The following is a 14,007-nucleotide window of genomic DNA, read 5'->3' as shown; positions in this document are numbered from 1 at the left end:
CGATGAAAGCGTGGTGCGGGTTAACGCTCATCCCATTCATCGGCCGCGGCCTGGCCTTCTTCGGTATCCAGCGGCGGTTCGAGCTGAAAGTCACCTTCTTCCCATTCGTACAGGGTGTTTTCGTCTATCCACTCTGCGGTAATTTCCACCTCGTCGTAGTCACCGTCGAAGATCGCCTGCGCCGCCGCACCGCTGCGCAGCGTCAGGCATTCCACCGCCTCACCTTCTTCTTCGAAGAACTCCGCCTGCCACATCGTGTCGCCATCCTGCATCACGTACTTTTGCAGATTGAACTGTTGCGGCACCGGTGGTTCGTCACCGCTGCCGCCTTCGGCGGTGTCGATAAACGCTTCGCGTGCGGCCTCGATGGCTTCTTCCAGGGTTGCATACAGGCTCATGTTTGCCTCCGTTGACGATGAGAGTAAAGCGCCCGGCGGTGCTGCCGTCGCGTGGGTGAAAACGTCAAAACTAATTGTTGTCTCACTGGCGCAGGATGCAAATTTTTTTGTTGTCCGCTTTGCGACGATGATTGTCCGCAAAGCGGGAGAAGAGGCGGCGATGGCGGGAAATAATGGCGCTATCGTTCACTCAGGCGTCAGGAGAAGCCCATGTTAATCGACCCTTCAAGCAAATACCGACCGTTCCCGCCGGTGGCGTTACCGGACCGCGAGTGGCCTGCGCGTACGCTGCGGCAGGCGCCGCGCTGGTGCTCCAGCGATCTGCGCGACGGCAACCAGGCGCTGGCGGAGCCGATGGATAACGCGCGCAAACGCGAATTCTATCAACTGCTGTTGCAGTGCGGTTTCAAAGAGATCGAGGTGGCTTTTCCTTCGGCATCGCAAACGGATTTCGATTTTGTGCGCACGCTGATCGACGAGCGGCTGATCCCGGACGACGTCACTATTCAAGTGCTGACGCAGTCGCGCGACGATCTGATCGATCGCACCTTCGAGGCGCTGCAGGGAGCACCGCGGGCTATCGTGCATTTGTACAACGCCACGGCGCTGATGTTTCGCGATATCGTGTTCCGCCAGGATAAGGCCGCCACCGTGGCGCTGGCGGGGAACGGCGTGCGGCGCATCCGCCGGCAGTGCGAGGCACAGCCCGATACCACCTGGTGCTTTGAGTATTCGCCGGAAACCTTCTGTTTTACTGAATTAGAGTTCGCGCTGGAGATCTGCGAAGCAGTGGCGGAGGTGTGGCAACCGGGGCCGCAGCGGCCGATGATCATCAACCTGCCGGCGACGGTGGAGGTGAGTACGCCCAACGTGTATGCCGATCAGATCGAATGGTTTTGTCGCCACTTCAGCCGCCGCGCCGATGTGACGATCAGCGTGCATCCGCATAACGATCGTGGTACCGGCGTGGCCTGCGCGGAGCTGGCGCTGTTGGCCGGCGCCGATCGGGTCGAAGGTTGCCTGTTCGGCAACGGAGAGCGCACCGGCAACGTCGATCTGGTTACGCTGGCGTTGAATCTCTATACCCAGGGCGTAGCGCCGGGCCTGGACTTCAGCCGCCTGAAGCAGGTGGTGGAGGTGGTGGAGCTGTGCAATCAGCTGCCGGTGCATCCTCGCCATCCTTATGCCGGTGAGCTGGTGTTTACCGCCTTCTCCGGTTCGCATCAGGATGCGATCAAAAAAGGCTTCGCTGCGCAACGGCAGCGACAGGATGGCTGGTGGCAGGTGCCTTACCTGCCGCTCGATCCCGCCGATGTCGGCTGCAGCTATGAGGCGGTGATCCGGGTCAACAGCCAGTCCGGCAAAAGCGGCGCCGCCTGGCTGTTGGAACAGAATCATGGGCTGGCGTTGCCGCGCGGCTTGCAGATCGATTTCAGTCAGGTGGTACAGCGGGCGACCGACGGCAGTGGCAAGGAAATGAGCGGCGCGCAGCTGTGGCGCTTGTTCCGCGATACCTACGGGCTGGTGGAGCAGCCGCGTTTGCAGCTGTTAAGCTACCAGACGGAAAGTCACGGGGTAGAGGCTTATAGCTTCAACGCGCGAGTTGCCTGCGAGGGAGTGCCACTGCGCCTGCAGGGCGCCGGCAACGGCCTGCTTTCCAGCGCGGTGGATGCGCTGCGCCAACGCTTCGGCTTGCCGCTGGCGATCGAGGATTACCACGAGCATACGCTGGGGCATCAGAGCGACAGCCGAGCGGTGGCCTATATCCGCTGTACGTTGCCGCAAGGTGAGGCGACCTACGGCGTTGGCATCGACGTTGACTCCGCCAGCGCTTCGCTGCAGGCGCTGTTCAACGTTGCCGGGCGCTATCTGTCGTCGGCGCGGTCCGGCTGAAATAGTCGCTGGGCGCAACCCCCAATAACCGGCGGAACATGGCGCTGAACGCGCTGGGGCTGTCATAGCCAAGATCCAGCGCCACTTCCAACACCGAGCGGCCGGTCGCCAGCGCGTTCAACGCCGCCAGCAAACGGGCGCGCCGCACCCAATCACTAAAATGCAGCCCGGTTTCTCGCTGGAAGCGCCGCGACAGGGTGCGCCCGCTGACGCTGAGATGAGCGGCCGCCTGTTCCAGCGTCCAGGGCTGTGCCAGCGTGGCCTGAATATGGCGGCACAGGGCGAGCAGAGAGGCCTCGCGCGGTTCCGGCAGATGCAGCGGCAGAATCGGCAGCATTCTCAACTCATCCAGGATCAGTTCCATCACGCGCTCATCGCGCCCGCCGCTTGGATAGTCAGGCGCAATCTCCATCGCACAGATAATCAACTCGCGCAGCAGCGGCGACACCTGTACCACCTGGCATTGGGCCGGCAGATCGGCACGCGCCAGCGGATCGACGAACAGCGTCCTGGCCGCTACCTGGCCGGTGATGCGCAGGCTGTGCACCATTTTCGCCGGTACCCAGACGCCGCGGCCGGGTGGCACCACCCAACTGCCGAGCCGGGTCGTGACCTGCACCACGCCGCTCAGGCTGTGAATCAGCTGCGCGCAATTATGGTAGTGGTCCGGCTCGCTGTCACCGTGGTGATAATCCCTGGCTAATGGCCGGACAGGCTGTTCGGGCGGCAGAACGTCGTGAAACAACAGCATCGTAAGCAGGCTCCGCGCGGCAAAAGGGGGAGGACAGCATGCCATGCGGCGCTGTTTCACACCAGTCTGTGGCGTGGCACGACAAGATAGTTTATAAAATGATATTATATAATTTTGTAAATTGATGGGGGGCAATGGATATTGACGCGATGCGCAAGGCGGCGGCGCAGGCCGGTGCGATGCTGCGCGCACTGGGCAACGAAGATCGGCTGCTGCTGCTGTGCCGGCTCAGCCAGGGCGAAATGGCGGTGAGCGAGCTGGCGCAGACGCTGGCTATCCGCCAGCCGACGTTGTCCCAACAGCTTGGCGTGCTGCGCGAGGAGGGCTTGGTCTCCACCCGACGCGCCGGCAAGCAGATTTACTATGCGGTGGCCGATGCCAAAGCGCTGACGCTGCTCCATACCCTGTATCAACTGTATTGCCCACAGCCGGAGAGCCGCGATGACCATTGACTGGCAACACTTCACGCCTTATTCCGCGCTGGCGGGCGGGGCCATTATCGGCGGCGCGGTGGCGTTGCTGCTGCTGTTCAACGGCCGCATCGCCGGTATCAGCGGCATTACCGGCGGCTTATTGAGCGCGGGCGGCCGGGAGCGGGGCTGGCGCGCCGCATTTATTGGCGGGTTGCTGCTCTCCCCCTGGCTGTATGCCGCCGCTGCGGCTTTGCCGTCCGGTGAGATCGCGGCCGGCAGCGGCGGGCTGGCGATGGCGGGGCTGTTGGTGGGGGTGGGTACTCGATTGGGCAGCGGCTGCACCAGCGGGCACGGCGTGTGCGGCGTCGCACGGTTGGCGCCGCGATCGTTGGCCGCCACGGCGGTGTTTATGCTGCTGGGCTTTACGATCGTGTGGCTGATGCGCCATCTGCTGGGAGGGTGAAGATGCTTAAGTCTCTGTTGGCGCTGCTGAGCGGCGTGATTTTCGGCCTGGGGTTAATTATCGCCGGCATGGCCAATCCGGCTAAGGTACTGGCGTTTCTCGATATTACCGGCCAGTGGGATCCTTCGCTGGCGTTGGTGATGGTTGGGGCGATTGCGGTAGCGGCGCCGGCCTTTATGTGGGCGCGTCGACGCCAGCGGAGCCTGTTGGGAGAACCGCTGCAGATCCCGGCCGCCGGGCGTGTGGATCGCCGTTTGCTGGTGGGCAGCGCGTTGTTCGGCATTGGTTGGGGCATTGCGGGCATTTGCCCTGGCCCGGCCTGGGTGTTGGCGGGGGCGGAGATACAACGGGTATGGCCGTTCCTGCTGGCCATGCTGGCGGGCATGGCGCTGTATGAGATTATCATGAGATGGGGGCGTTCATGTCGATAGCCAAGGCGGTGCTGCGCATTGCGCGCCCGACCGATAGGTTGCAAGAGATTGCCGCGCTGTATTGCCGCGGGCTGGGTTTCGAAAAACTGGGCGAGTTTGTCGATCATCAGGGGTTTGACGGCATGATGATCGGGCATCCGCAGCATGCCTACCATCTGGAGTTTACGCAGCATCGCGGGGTGCGGGTCGGGCAGGCGCCGACGCAGGATCATCTGCTGGTGTTTTACCTGCCGAATGAGAACGAATGGCGAGCCGCGTGTGAGCGGATGCGGGCGGCGGGATTCCTGGCGGTCACTGCCTATAATCCCTATTGGGATCGGGCGGGGCAAACCTTTGAAGATCCTGACGGCTACCGGGTGGTCCTGCAACATCAGGCCTGGCAGGCATAAAAAAACCGGCGCATCGAGCGCCGGTTTGCAAGATAAACGGGTTATCCGTCAGGCGTTGTTCGCCGGTTTTTGCGCGCTCTTGGACTGGGTATTTTCCAGCATGCGGCGAATCGGCACGATCAGCACGATCAGCACGGCGGCGCAGATCAGCAGCGCGACGGAGCAGCGAGCGAACAGATCCGGCAGCATATCCAGTTGGTCGGCCTTGACGTGACCGCCGATCAGACCGGCTGCCAGGTTGCCCAGCGCACTGGCGCAGAACCACAGCCCCATCATTTGCCCGCGCATTCTCTCCGGCGCCAGCAGCGTCATGGTGGCCAGCCCGATCGGGCTCAGGCACAGTTCACCCAGCGTCAGCATCAGGATACTGCCCACCAGCCACATCGGCGATACGCCGGCGCCACCGTTGCTCAGCACATTCTGCGCGGCCAGCATCATCAGGCCGAAACCGCCGGCGGCGCACAGGATACCGATCACGAACTTGGTGATGCTGCTCGGGCGCACGTTATTGCGCGCCAGCGCAGGCCAGGCCCAGCTGAACACCGGGGCCAGCAGGATGATGAACAGGGCGTTGATCGACTGGAACCACACTGCCGGGATCTCGAAGCCGCCGACCATGCGATTGGTGTAATCGTTGGCGAACAGGTTGAACGAGGTCGGCTTCTGTTCAAACGCCGACCAGAAGAACGCGGCGGAGATCAGCAGGATGAAGCACACCAGCAGGCGCGCACGCTCTTTGCGGCTCAGGCCGGCAAAGGCGAACAGGTAGATGAAATACAGGGTGACCGAGGCGGCGATGACGTACACCAGCACGCTGGCTACCTCAACCGGGTTGATGACGATGGTGCCCTGAGCGATCAGCACGATGACCGCAGCCAGGACTACCGCCAATGCCAGCAGCCAGGCGCCGACGCCTTTTTTCTTTGCGACCGGGCTGTTCCAGGTGGAATCCAGGCCCACTTCGCGGTCATAGCGTTTCATCGCCGGTACGGCGAATACCCGGAAGATCACCAGCGCCACCAGCATCCCGATACCGCCGATGCCAAAGCCCCAGTGCCAGCCGTGTGACTTGATCAGCCAGCCGGAGATCAGCGGGGCAATGAACGAGCCGATGTTGATGCCCATGTAGAACAGCGAGAAACCGCCGTCACGGCGCGCATCGCCTTTCTTGTACAGCGTACCGACCATCACCGAGATACAGGTCTTGAACAGGCCGGAACCGAGCACGATGAACATCAGGCCGATGAAGAACAGGTTGGTGCCCATCACCGCGGACAGGGCGATCGACAGGTGGCCGAGGGCGATCAGGATAGAACCGTACCAGACGGCCTTGCGTTGGCCGAGCCAGTTGTCCGCCAGCCAGCCGCCCGGCAGCGCCGCCAGGTACATGCTGCCGGCGAAGATGCCGACGATCGCCGACGCGTTCTCGCGCGCCAGACCCAGACCGCCGTCGTACACGGTGGCGGCCATAAACAGGATCAGCAGCGGGCGGATGCCGTAGAACGAGAAACGCTCCCACATTTCGGTGAAGAACAGAGAACCCAGCGGATAGGGATGGCCGAAGAAGGTCCGGCTTTCTGACTTATTGACAGAGGATTGCATAACGATTTCCCAATAAAAAGGCGCTGCATGGCTGCAGCCCGTACTGTGGTTGTATGTGTATTTAATGAAGGCGATCCGCCCAATGCGGATTACCCGACAAAACCGCGGCTGCAACGCTGATAAACCGTGGAAAGCGTGCTGACCTTTTTTCACTTGGCCGATGGGTCACATCTGGCGTGATATTATTTAACCATTTGATAACTGGTCGTTGGTTTTGTCTAGTACCTGTATCCCATTTTTTAGACGAAAAGTCGACAAGCATCTCCTTTTCTGGTTTTTCTGTTGGTTATGACAGGAATATGATTGACAGCGGGTTTTATGCGCTGAAGGTTAATTAATTGTTGATAAACAATATGTTGGAAAAGGAATGTTCCGACTGGCGCGAAAATTCGCAGGCCCGAAGGAAGCATTATTAAAAGTAGGGGAAACGCGGCGTTGATCCGGCCAATCGCGGAAATTGGCGATAAATGCAGCTATTGTTCTTCCTGCAGCGTGTCTTCCCGCATGTAGCCCGGCCGCCGCCGCAAACACCACCAGGAATAACCGGCGTTGAATAGCACCACCAAAGCGGTGACGGCGAAGACCGCGCGAAAACCGTAGCCGGCGGAGACCGCGGCGCCAAGCAGCGGGCCGCTGACGTTGCCGACGTCGCGGAACGATTGGTTATAGCTGAAAATTCGGCCGGCCACCTGATTGGTGCAGTTGTAAATCAACAGCGTCTGTACCGCCGGCAGCAGCGCGCCGTCAGCCGCCCCCAGCAGAAAACGCAGCACCCCGAGCTGCCACGGGGTTTGCACGAACGCCATCGGGATCAGCAGCAGCACCGAGACGATCAGCATACATATCAAAATGCGCTCCGGGCCGATGCGATCGCCCAGCTTGCCCAGCCTTGGGGCGCTCATCAATGCCGCGACGCCGGGCACCGAGGCGATCAGCCCGCTGATAAACGCCAGATTATGGGTGGCGCCGGCCAGATCGCGCACATACAGCGTCAGGATCGGCGCAATCGAGCCGGTGGCGATCTGGATAATCATGGTAGTCACGAACAGGCTGAGCACCAGCTTCGGGTTCTTCAGCGAGGCGAGCACCTGCCGTGCGTGCAACATGTCGCGCTTTTGCACCGGGGTGAATTGCTCTTTGACATACAGCAGCGTCAGCACGAAGCAGACGAACAGCACTGCGGCGGTGATATAAAACACCGGGCGCAGGCCGTACAGATCGGCCAGCAGGCCGCCGATCAATGGGCCGATCAGCGCGCCGCCGACGCCGCCGGTAGACAGGGTGCCGAGCGCCCAGCCGCTGCGGTTGCGCGGCACCTGAGTGGCGATCAGCGCGTTGGCGTTGGGTATGAACCCGCCGAGCAGCCCCAGCACCGCTCGCAGCGCGAGAAACTGCCAGACCGTTTGCGCCATGCCCATCAGCACCATGACGATCGCCATGCCCAGGGCGGAGCGCAGCAGCATCAGTTTACGGCCGCGTCGGTCGGCCAGGGCACCCCAGAACGGCGCGGCGATAGCGGAAAACAGGAAGGTGATGCTGAACAGCAAACCGGACCACATGTTGAGCGCCTGATGGCCGGTTACGCCCAGCGTCTCTACGTACAGCGGCAGAAACGGCATCACCAGGCTGAAGGCGGCGCCGGTGAGAAAACACCCGACCCAGGCGACGAAAAGGTTGCGTTTCCAGTTAACGGGTTCTGCTGCCGAAGCCATAAATGTCCACTGCCGAAAGGTGACGCGTTTTGCCGGCGGCAAGATGAAGGGGCAAAACGTGAAGGTTAGCCTGATAAGTATGCGCCGCCTGCGTGGCAACGGCAAACCAGGGGACGGAAATAGGGAGAAAAATGAAATAAAGTTTTAAAAATGGCGTTTAAACCTTATTCCGCGCTTAGCGCGCGGAATTTACAGCGTTTTATAAGCCGGCCAGCGCCTCGAAACCGGTGGCGGTGGTGGTGGCGCTAAAGTCGGTGACCTCGTAGTGGGCCACGGCGTTGAACGGATCTTCGGCCAGGATGGCGTCCAGCCGCGCACGCTCAATGCCTTTGGCCAGGATCACGCCGCCGGTGCGGGGATTCTTGCGGCCGGAGGCGATGAAGGTGCCGTCCTGAAAATATTTCTTAAGCCAGGCGATGTGCCCGTCAAGGTGGCTGTCGACGTCGGCAATGGGGCGATGGTAGGTCAGGCTGACAATGTACATAGCGGCTCCGGGGGTGGCGGTAAAGGCTTTACCATCCCACCCTCGCCGTCGATTCTCAAGGGGCGCGCAATAAAAAAACCCGCCGGCGGCGGGTTGGTTTGATCAGTACAACGAAGGCTCGCCTTCCGGGCGGGTCTTGAAGCGGCGATGCAGCCACATGTATTGGTCCGGCGCCATCAGGATCTCTTTCTCCACCACTTTGTTCATAAAGGCGGCGGCGTCGAGTTCGTTATCCAGCGGGAAGTTTTCCACCGCCGGCTGCATGATCAGCTCATAGCCTTTGCCGTCCGGCAGGCGGCGCGGGGTGAACGGAATGATCGCCGGTTTGCCCATCCGCACCAGCACGTAGCTGCCGGTGGTGGTGGCGGCTTTGTCCACCGCGAACAGCGGCGCGAAAACGCTGCTGCGCGGGCCGTAGTCGTGATCCGGGGCATACCAGATGATATCGCCCTGTTTCAGGGCGCGGATCATGCCTTTGATGTCTTTGCGGTCCAGCATCGATTTGTTGGAACGCATGCGGCCCCAGGTTTGCAGCCAGTCCATCAGCTTGTTGTCGTGCGGGCGGTAAACGCCGATGCCCGGGTTATGAATGCCGAAGATGCGCGCACCCAGCTCCAGCGTCAAAAAATGCAGGCCAATCAACAACACGCCCTGCCGGTTGTCGCGCGCTTTTTGGATGTGCTCCAGGCCGCTGACCTTGAACCAGCGCTCGATGCGCCAGTTGGGCCAGAACCACGCCATGCCGGTTTCAAATAGCCCCATGCCGACCGATTCGAAATTCTTTACCACCAGCGCATCGCGTTCGGCCTGCGGCATGTCGGGAAAACAGAGCTCGAGGTTGCGTTGGGCGATAGCGACGCGTCGCTTGAGAAAGCGCATGGAAAATCGCCCAATCGAGGTGCCGAGCCAGTAGATGACGGGGTAAGGCAGCAACACCAGCAGATACAGCAAGCCGATGCCGACCCAGGTCAACCAGTAGCGCGGGTGCAATAAGGAACGATTGAAAGTAGGAACTTGAGTCATGGGTTCTCTGTTTGAATACGGTTGTTTAAGTGTAATGACAGAGTCATCGCATGGTCTGGCAGCCGGGTGAGATCGGCGGCAAGGTTCGTTTCTGCCGTTTGTTTGCGACTATTGTGGCATTTTTCTGGCGATCCGGGAAAACACAACGCATTAAAATCCCTTTTTGGGCGTTAAATATGCATCGAATGCCGAATTTTTCCACAATCTTTCCTGCCAAAGATAATGGCGATATTATTGCTGGTACTTATTCAGAGGGTAAATATTTTGGCACCATGGATCAGTGCGGGGCTGCTGGTTTTGGGCGCAGCGGTCGGCAGCGTCGGCGCGCATTTGCAGATGAACGCGATATTGGCGCTCGCCGGCGTGATGATGGCGCTCGGCATAGTGGCTTCCGCGTTTACCGAAGGCGGCGGAGGCTGAACGGGGCGTTTGCGCCAGGGCTGCGCGGCGGCGGTTTTTCGGGTATGATATGCGCCGCGCGCGGGCCGGCAGGCCGCGTGCGGTAAATCAGTCACCTCCCGAAAGACAGGAAAGTACACCATGCCAGTGTTACATAACCGAATTTCTAATGAGGAACTGAAGGCGCGCATGCTGGCGGAAACCGAGCCGCGCACCACAGTTTCTTTTTACAAATACTTCTCCATTGACGATCCCAAGGCGTTTCGCGACAGCCTGTACGTTCAGTTCGAAAAACTGAAGGTGTTCGGCCGTGTTTACGTGGCGAAAGAGGGCATCAACGCGCAGATCAGCGTGCCGCAGCATAATTTCGACGCGTTCAAAGCCGCGCTGTTCGCCTCGCACCCGGCGCTGGATCAGGTACGCCTGAATATTGCGCTCGAAGACGACGGCAAATCCTTCTGGGTGCTGCGCCTCAAGGTGCGCGAGCGCATCGTGGCCGACGGCATCGATGACGAGAGCTTTGACCCAAGTAACGTCGGCGAGTATCTGCAGGCCGATCGCGTCAATCAGATGATCGACGATCCGAATACGGTATTCGTCGATATGCGCAACCACTATGAGTACGAAGTCGGTCACTTCGAAAACGCCATCGAGGTGCCGTCGGATACCTTCCGCGATCAGCTGCCGATGGCGGTGGAGATGCTGCAGGACAGCAAAGACAAAAACATCGTCATGTACTGCACCGGCGGCATTCGCTGTGAAAAAGCCAGCGCCTATATGCTGCACAACGGCTTTAAAAACATCTACCACGTGGAAGGCGGGATCATCGAGTACAGCCGCAGAGCGAAAGAACAGGGGCTACCGCTGAAGTTTATCGGCAAAAACTTCGTATTCGATGAGCGCATGGGCGAGCGCATCTCCGACGATGTGATCGCCAACTGCCACCAGTGCGGTGCGCCGTGCGACACCCACACCAACTGCAAGAACGACGGCTGCCATCTGCTGTTCATTCAGTGCCCGAGTTGCGCCGCCAAGTTTGAAGGGTGCTGCAGCGAGATTTGCCGCGAAGAGCTGAAGCTGCCGCGTGAAGAGCAGCGCGCGCGCCGTGCCGGCCGTGAAAACGGCGTCAAGATCTTCAATAAGTCGAAAGGCTTGTTGCAGACTACGATGCACATTCCGGCACCGGAAGAAGAAGGCCCAGCCCGCTGAGCCTGAGGAAATGAGAAGCCCGGCCGCCAAGCCGGGCTTTTTTTTATTTCTCGCGCACGCCTTCTACGGAGATGATCAGCTCAACGTCTTGCGACGCCGGACCCAGATCGGTGGTGATGCCGAAATCTTTCAGCTTGATCTTGCCGTTGGCCTCAAAGCCGGCGCGGTAGCCGCCCCACGGATCGTTGCCCTGGCCAATCAGTTTGGCGTCCAGCGTAACTGGTTTGGTCACGCCGTTCAGCGTCAGGTTGCCGACCACTGCATAACCGTCGCCGCTTTTCTTCACTTCGGTGGATTCAAACTTGGCCTGTTTGTTCTTCTCCACATTCAGGAACTCGGCGCTGCGCAGGTGCTTGTCGCGCTCGGCGTGGTTGGTGTCGACGCTGGCGGTATTGATGATCACGTTGACCTTGTCCTTGGACGGATCTTTTTCGTCGAAGGTGAAGCCGCCGTCGAAGTCATTAAAGCTGCCGTACAGCCAGCTATAACCCAGGTGCTGGATGCGGAACTCGATAAAGGCGTGCTGGCCCTGTTTGTCGATCTTGTAGTCCGCCGCCAGTGCGGAACCGGCGCTCAGCAGCAGGACGCCTGCGGTCAGGCCCAATACGGTCTTTTTCAACATAGCAATCTCCATAAATCCAAAGGTTAATCGGCGCTGCTACCCAGCATCCGTTTCAAAGTGACATCACGATCGATAAAGTGATGTTTAAGCGCGGCCAGCCCGTGCAGTACCGAGAGCACTACCACGGCCCAGGCCAGGTAAAGGTGTATGGCACCGGCGGTATCGGCCTGTTCCGCCATGCCGGTTACGGTGGCTGGCACGTCGAACCAGCCGAATACGCTGATCGGTTGGCCGTCGGCGGTCGAGATCAGATAGCCGCTGATAAGAATGCCGAACAGCACGGCATATAGCGCCAGATGCGCGAGAATGGCGCTGACGCGAGTGAGGCGACCATAACTGGCCAGAGGCTTGGGCGGCGGCGAGACAAAACGCCAGATCACGCGGATCACCATCACGCTGAACAGCAGCGCGCCGATGCTTTTGTGGATCTCCGGCGCCTGATGATACCAGACGTCGTAATAGCCCAGCGTGACCATCCACAGGCCGAGCGCGAACATGCCGTACACCGTCAGCGCCACCAGCCAGTGGATCAACACTGACACATGGCCGAAACGATCGGCGGTATTTTTCCAGAGCATCCTGTTTCCTTCGATTACCGATTGGCTGGCTGCAATAATTAAACTTTAGGAAACATAAAATCAATAATAAATTTAACTATGTTACTTCTTAGAAATATTAGTCAGTGAATTTGTTTGAGATGTTCGGGGTTCATCAGATAAATCGTTGAAGATGATATTATTTCTTTCACGTAACGATTATGCTAGTTGTTGAAAATTAGGCTTATTATCTATTAATGTCAGCTTTTGTCATTTTACGTAAATCGTCCATAAATTGCTCGATGGGATTATTTGTTGGCAAAGTTTATGCCTATTTCTCGCGGCGAAGAGCAGGGCGGAAAGATTAATTTTTTCGAACGGTTACGCGTAACCCTCTGCGGCATAACGGCGGACTTTGCTACCATTAGCGCCAAGCGTCGGCTCTTTGTGGCCGGTTAACCCAGTGAAATAACAAGGAAACGTGATGGGCCGAACCCGTGTAACCGACAACAGCCTGCGTTTGGCCGTCCTGCTGGCGATGTTGGTGATCATTCTGGCTGGGGTGAAAGCCGCCGCCGACATTGTGGTGCCGTTTTTATTGGCGGTGTTCCTCGCCATGGTGCTGAACCCGCTGGTGGCGATGCTGGAACGCCGCCGGGTGCCGCGCATCCTTGGGGTGACGCTGTTGGTGACGGCGGTGATTGTGGTCGTGATGCTGTTTATCGGCATGCTGGGCGCTTCGCTCAATGAGTTCGCCCGTTCGTTGCCGCAGTACCGCGGCATGATGATCGAGAAACTGCGCGAGCTGCAGCATTACGCCGATCGCTTCAATATCAGCCTCTCCAGCGAAGCGATGCTGCAGTATGTCGATCCCAGCGCGGCGATGAATCTGGTTACCCGCATGCTGGGGCACCTGTCTGGCGCCATGACCAACGTCTTCCTGCTGCTGATGACCGTGGTGTTTATGCTGTTCGAAGTGCAACTGCTGCCTTATAAGCTGCAGGAGGCGCTGGATAAGCCGAACGAAGGCCTCGCGGCGATGCGGCGTGCGCTGGACGGCGTGACGCGTTATCTGGTGATTAAAACCATCATCAGCCTGGCCACAGGGGTGATCGTCTGGATCTTCCTGGCGGCGGTCGGCGTGCGCTTCGCCTTTATCTGGGGGCTGCTGGCGTTTCTGCTCAACTATATTCCCAATATCGGCTCGGTATTGGCCGCCATTCCGCCGCTGATTCAGGCGCTGCTGTTCAACGGATTGGGTGATGCGCTGGTGGTGGCGGGCGGCTTTATCGCAGTCAACATGGTGATCGGCAATATCCTCGAGCCGCGGGTGATGGGGCGCGGGCTGGGGTTGTCGACGCTGGTGGTGTTCCTGTCGCTGATCTTTTGGGGCTGGCTGCTCGGCCCGGTCGGCATGCTGCTGTCGGTACCGCTGACAATTGTGGCGCGCATCGCGCTGGAGACCACCGAGGGCGGCTATCGGCTGGCGGTTATCCTGGGCGACGGCCGCCCGCCACGCCAGCCTCCGGCGCCGCCGGAGTGAGGAGCGTTTTTGTAGCCACGTTGAGCCGTGCGTTGTTAATGAGTTTTGAATAAGCCACCCAACGGTGGCTTAACGCTTATACTGTTAGTGCAGACTGGGAGCATTGGCTAATCAGTAAAAAACTACAACCACTTAGACC

Annotated in this window: 17 protein-coding genes; 9 read left to right on the top strand and 8 right to left on the bottom strand. The window is 59.4% G+C overall.

Annotated features, from left to right (window positions below; translation table 11 throughout):
* Positions 1 to 20: 20 nt before the first annotated feature.
* Entirely contained in the window at positions 21 to 398 is a 378-nt protein-coding gene (locus ACYF6X_RS11040) for a MysB family protein (RefSeq protein ID WP_063989504.1), read from the bottom strand.
* On the opposite strand from ACYF6X_RS11040, the gene ACYF6X_RS11035 reads away from it, so the two are divergent.
* Together ACYF6X_RS11035 and leuA are read left to right on the top strand one after the other, a co-directional pair.
* Complete coding sequence (locus ACYF6X_RS11035) at positions 397 to 615, top strand: hypothetical protein (RefSeq protein WP_063989505.1); 219 nt, start codon at positions 397 to 399, stop codon at positions 613 to 615. The genes ACYF6X_RS11040 and ACYF6X_RS11035 overlap by 2 nt on opposite strands.
* Entirely contained in the window at positions 609 to 2,291 is a 1,683-nt protein-coding gene (gene leuA, locus ACYF6X_RS11030; RefSeq protein ID WP_406880048.1) for a 2-isopropylmalate synthase, read from the top strand. The genes ACYF6X_RS11035 and leuA overlap by 7 nt, the downstream gene beginning before the upstream one ends.
* Here leuA and ACYF6X_RS11025 read toward each other — a convergent pair.
* Positions 2,248 to 3,042: an AraC family transcriptional regulator gene (locus tag ACYF6X_RS11025; protein WP_130017673.1), complete on the bottom strand. Its 795-nt coding sequence runs from the start codon at positions 3,040 to 3,042 to the stop codon at positions 2,248 to 2,250. The two genes, leuA and ACYF6X_RS11025, sit on opposite strands and share 44 nt — an antisense overlap.
* A gap of 134 nt (positions 3,043 to 3,176) precedes the next feature.
* On the opposite strand from ACYF6X_RS11025, the gene ACYF6X_RS11020 reads away from it, so the two are divergent.
* From ACYF6X_RS11020 to ACYF6X_RS11005, 4 genes are read left to right on the top strand one after another with little or no spacing between them, the layout of a single operon-like run.
* Entirely contained in the window at positions 3,177 to 3,494 is a 318-nt protein-coding gene (locus tag ACYF6X_RS11020) for an ArsR/SmtB family transcription factor (RefSeq protein ID WP_063989508.1), read from the top strand.
* Positions 3,484 to 3,918, top strand: coding sequence for a YeeE/YedE family protein (locus ACYF6X_RS11015; protein WP_130017674.1), 435 nt, complete (start codon positions 3,484 to 3,486; stop codon positions 3,916 to 3,918). The genes ACYF6X_RS11020 and ACYF6X_RS11015 overlap by 11 nt, the downstream gene beginning before the upstream one ends.
* 2 nt (positions 3,919 to 3,920) lie before the next feature.
* On the top strand, positions 3,921 to 4,349 hold the full coding sequence (locus ACYF6X_RS11010) for a YeeE/YedE family protein (protein ID WP_130017675.1): 429 nt from the start codon (positions 3,921 to 3,923) through the stop codon (positions 4,347 to 4,349).
* On the top strand, positions 4,340 to 4,738 hold the full coding sequence (locus tag ACYF6X_RS11005; protein WP_063989511.1) for a VOC family protein: 399 nt from the start codon (positions 4,340 to 4,342) through the stop codon (positions 4,736 to 4,738). Before ACYF6X_RS11010 ends, ACYF6X_RS11005 begins: the two co-directional genes overlap by 10 nt.
* Positions 4,739 to 4,786: 48 nt before the next feature.
* Here the strand turns inward: ACYF6X_RS11005 and ACYF6X_RS11000 are convergent, their stop codons facing one another.
* The 4 genes from ACYF6X_RS11000 to ACYF6X_RS10985 form a co-directional block, all read right to left on the bottom strand.
* On the bottom strand, positions 4,787 to 6,340 hold the full coding sequence (locus ACYF6X_RS11000) for a peptide MFS transporter (protein WP_130017676.1): 1,554 nt from the start codon (positions 6,338 to 6,340) through the stop codon (positions 4,787 to 4,789).
* Between the two features lie 473 nt (positions 6,341 to 6,813).
* Entirely contained in the window at positions 6,814 to 8,052 is a 1,239-nt protein-coding gene (gene mdtG, locus ACYF6X_RS10995) for a multidrug efflux MFS transporter MdtG (protein ID WP_130017677.1), read from the bottom strand.
* Positions 8,053 to 8,251: 199 nt separating this feature from the next.
* The gene (locus tag ACYF6X_RS10990) at positions 8,252 to 8,536 is read right to left on the bottom strand and encodes a YciI family protein (RefSeq protein WP_063989513.1); all 285 of its coding nucleotides are present in this window, start codon (positions 8,534 to 8,536) and stop codon (positions 8,252 to 8,254) included.
* A gap of 102 nt (positions 8,537 to 8,638) precedes the next feature.
* Positions 8,639 to 9,559, bottom strand: coding sequence for a Kdo(2)-lipid IV(A) acyltransferase (locus ACYF6X_RS10985; RefSeq protein WP_063989514.1), 921 nt, complete (start codon positions 9,557 to 9,559; stop codon positions 8,639 to 8,641).
* 234 nt (positions 9,560 to 9,793) lie between these two features.
* Here ACYF6X_RS10985 and ACYF6X_RS10980 point away from each other — a divergent pair, with 234 nt between their 5' ends.
* Together ACYF6X_RS10980 and trhO are read left to right on the top strand one after the other, a co-directional pair.
* Positions 9,794 to 9,979, top strand: a complete 186-nt coding sequence (locus ACYF6X_RS10980; protein WP_242512533.1) for a histidine kinase — start codon at positions 9,794 to 9,796, stop codon at positions 9,977 to 9,979.
* Positions 9,980 to 10,099: 120 nt separating this feature from the next.
* Entirely contained in the window at positions 10,100 to 11,167 is a 1,068-nt protein-coding gene (gene trhO, locus ACYF6X_RS10975) for an oxygen-dependent tRNA uridine(34) hydroxylase TrhO (RefSeq protein WP_063989515.1), read from the top strand.
* A gap of 43 nt (positions 11,168 to 11,210) precedes the next feature.
* Here the strand turns inward: trhO and ACYF6X_RS10970 are convergent, their stop codons facing one another.
* A complete protein-coding gene (locus ACYF6X_RS10970) occupies positions 11,211 to 11,789 on the bottom strand; it encodes a YceI family protein (RefSeq protein ID WP_130017678.1) in 579 nt (192 codons plus the stop codon).
* A gap of 23 nt (positions 11,790 to 11,812) precedes the next feature.
* A complete protein-coding gene (locus tag ACYF6X_RS10965) occupies positions 11,813 to 12,367 on the bottom strand; it encodes a cytochrome b (RefSeq protein ID WP_063989516.1) in 555 nt (184 codons plus the stop codon).
* Positions 12,368 to 12,809: 442 nt separating this feature from the next.
* On the opposite strand from ACYF6X_RS10965, the gene ACYF6X_RS10960 reads away from it, so the two are divergent.
* Positions 12,810 to 13,868: an AI-2E family transporter gene (locus ACYF6X_RS10960; RefSeq protein ID WP_063989517.1), complete on the top strand. Its 1,059-nt coding sequence runs from the start codon at positions 12,810 to 12,812 to the stop codon at positions 13,866 to 13,868.
* The last annotated feature ends 139 nt before the right edge of the window (positions 13,869 to 14,007 follow it).

The sequence above is a fragment of the Serratia sp. ID 25-353 genome (assembly GCF_054792795.1).
The sequence above is the reverse complement of the archived record's forward strand: the minus strand, read 5'-3'. Positions and strand labels throughout refer to the sequence as shown.

Coding starts and splice junctions, on each gene's coding strand:
- ACYF6X_RS11035 (WP_063989505.1), top strand. CDS start 397: ATGTTTGCCTCCGTTGACGATGAGAGTAAAGCGCCCGGCGGTGCTGCC.
- ACYF6X_RS11040 (WP_063989504.1), bottom strand. CDS start 398: ATGAGCCTGTATGCAACCCTGGAAGAAGCCATCGAGGCCGCACGCGAA.
- leuA (WP_406880048.1), top strand. CDS start 609: ATGTTAATCGACCCTTCAAGCAAATACCGACCGTTCCCGCCGGTGGCG.
- ACYF6X_RS11025 (WP_130017673.1), bottom strand. CDS start 3,042: ATGCTGTTGTTTCACGACGTTCTGCCGCCCGAACAGCCTGTCCGGCCA.
- ACYF6X_RS11020 (WP_063989508.1), top strand. CDS start 3,177: ATGGATATTGACGCGATGCGCAAGGCGGCGGCGCAGGCCGGTGCGATG.
- ACYF6X_RS11015 (WP_130017674.1), top strand. CDS start 3,484: ATGACCATTGACTGGCAACACTTCACGCCTTATTCCGCGCTGGCGGGC.
- ACYF6X_RS11010 (WP_130017675.1), top strand. CDS start 3,921: ATGCTTAAGTCTCTGTTGGCGCTGCTGAGCGGCGTGATTTTCGGCCTG.
- ACYF6X_RS11005 (WP_063989511.1), top strand. CDS start 4,340: ATGTCGATAGCCAAGGCGGTGCTGCGCATTGCGCGCCCGACCGATAGG.
- ACYF6X_RS11000 (WP_130017676.1), bottom strand. CDS start 6,340: ATGCAATCCTCTGTCAATAAGTCAGAAAGCCGGACCTTCTTCGGCCAT.
- mdtG (WP_130017677.1), bottom strand. CDS start 8,052: ATGGCTTCGGCAGCAGAACCCGTTAACTGGAAACGCAACCTTTTCGTC.
- ACYF6X_RS10990 (WP_063989513.1), bottom strand. CDS start 8,536: ATGTACATTGTCAGCCTGACCTACCATCGCCCCATTGCCGACGTCGAC.
- ACYF6X_RS10985 (WP_063989514.1), bottom strand. CDS start 9,559: ATGACTCAAGTTCCTACTTTCAATCGTTCCTTATTGCACCCGCGCTAC.
- trhO (WP_063989515.1), top strand. CDS start 10,100: ATGCCAGTGTTACATAACCGAATTTCTAATGAGGAACTGAAGGCGCGC.
- ACYF6X_RS10970 (WP_130017678.1), bottom strand. CDS start 11,789: ATGTTGAAAAAGACCGTATTGGGCCTGACCGCAGGCGTCCTGCTGCTG.
- ACYF6X_RS10965 (WP_063989516.1), bottom strand. CDS start 12,367: ATGCTCTGGAAAAATACCGCCGATCGTTTCGGCCATGTGTCAGTGTTG.
- ACYF6X_RS10960 (WP_063989517.1), top strand. CDS start 12,810: ATGGGCCGAACCCGTGTAACCGACAACAGCCTGCGTTTGGCCGTCCTG.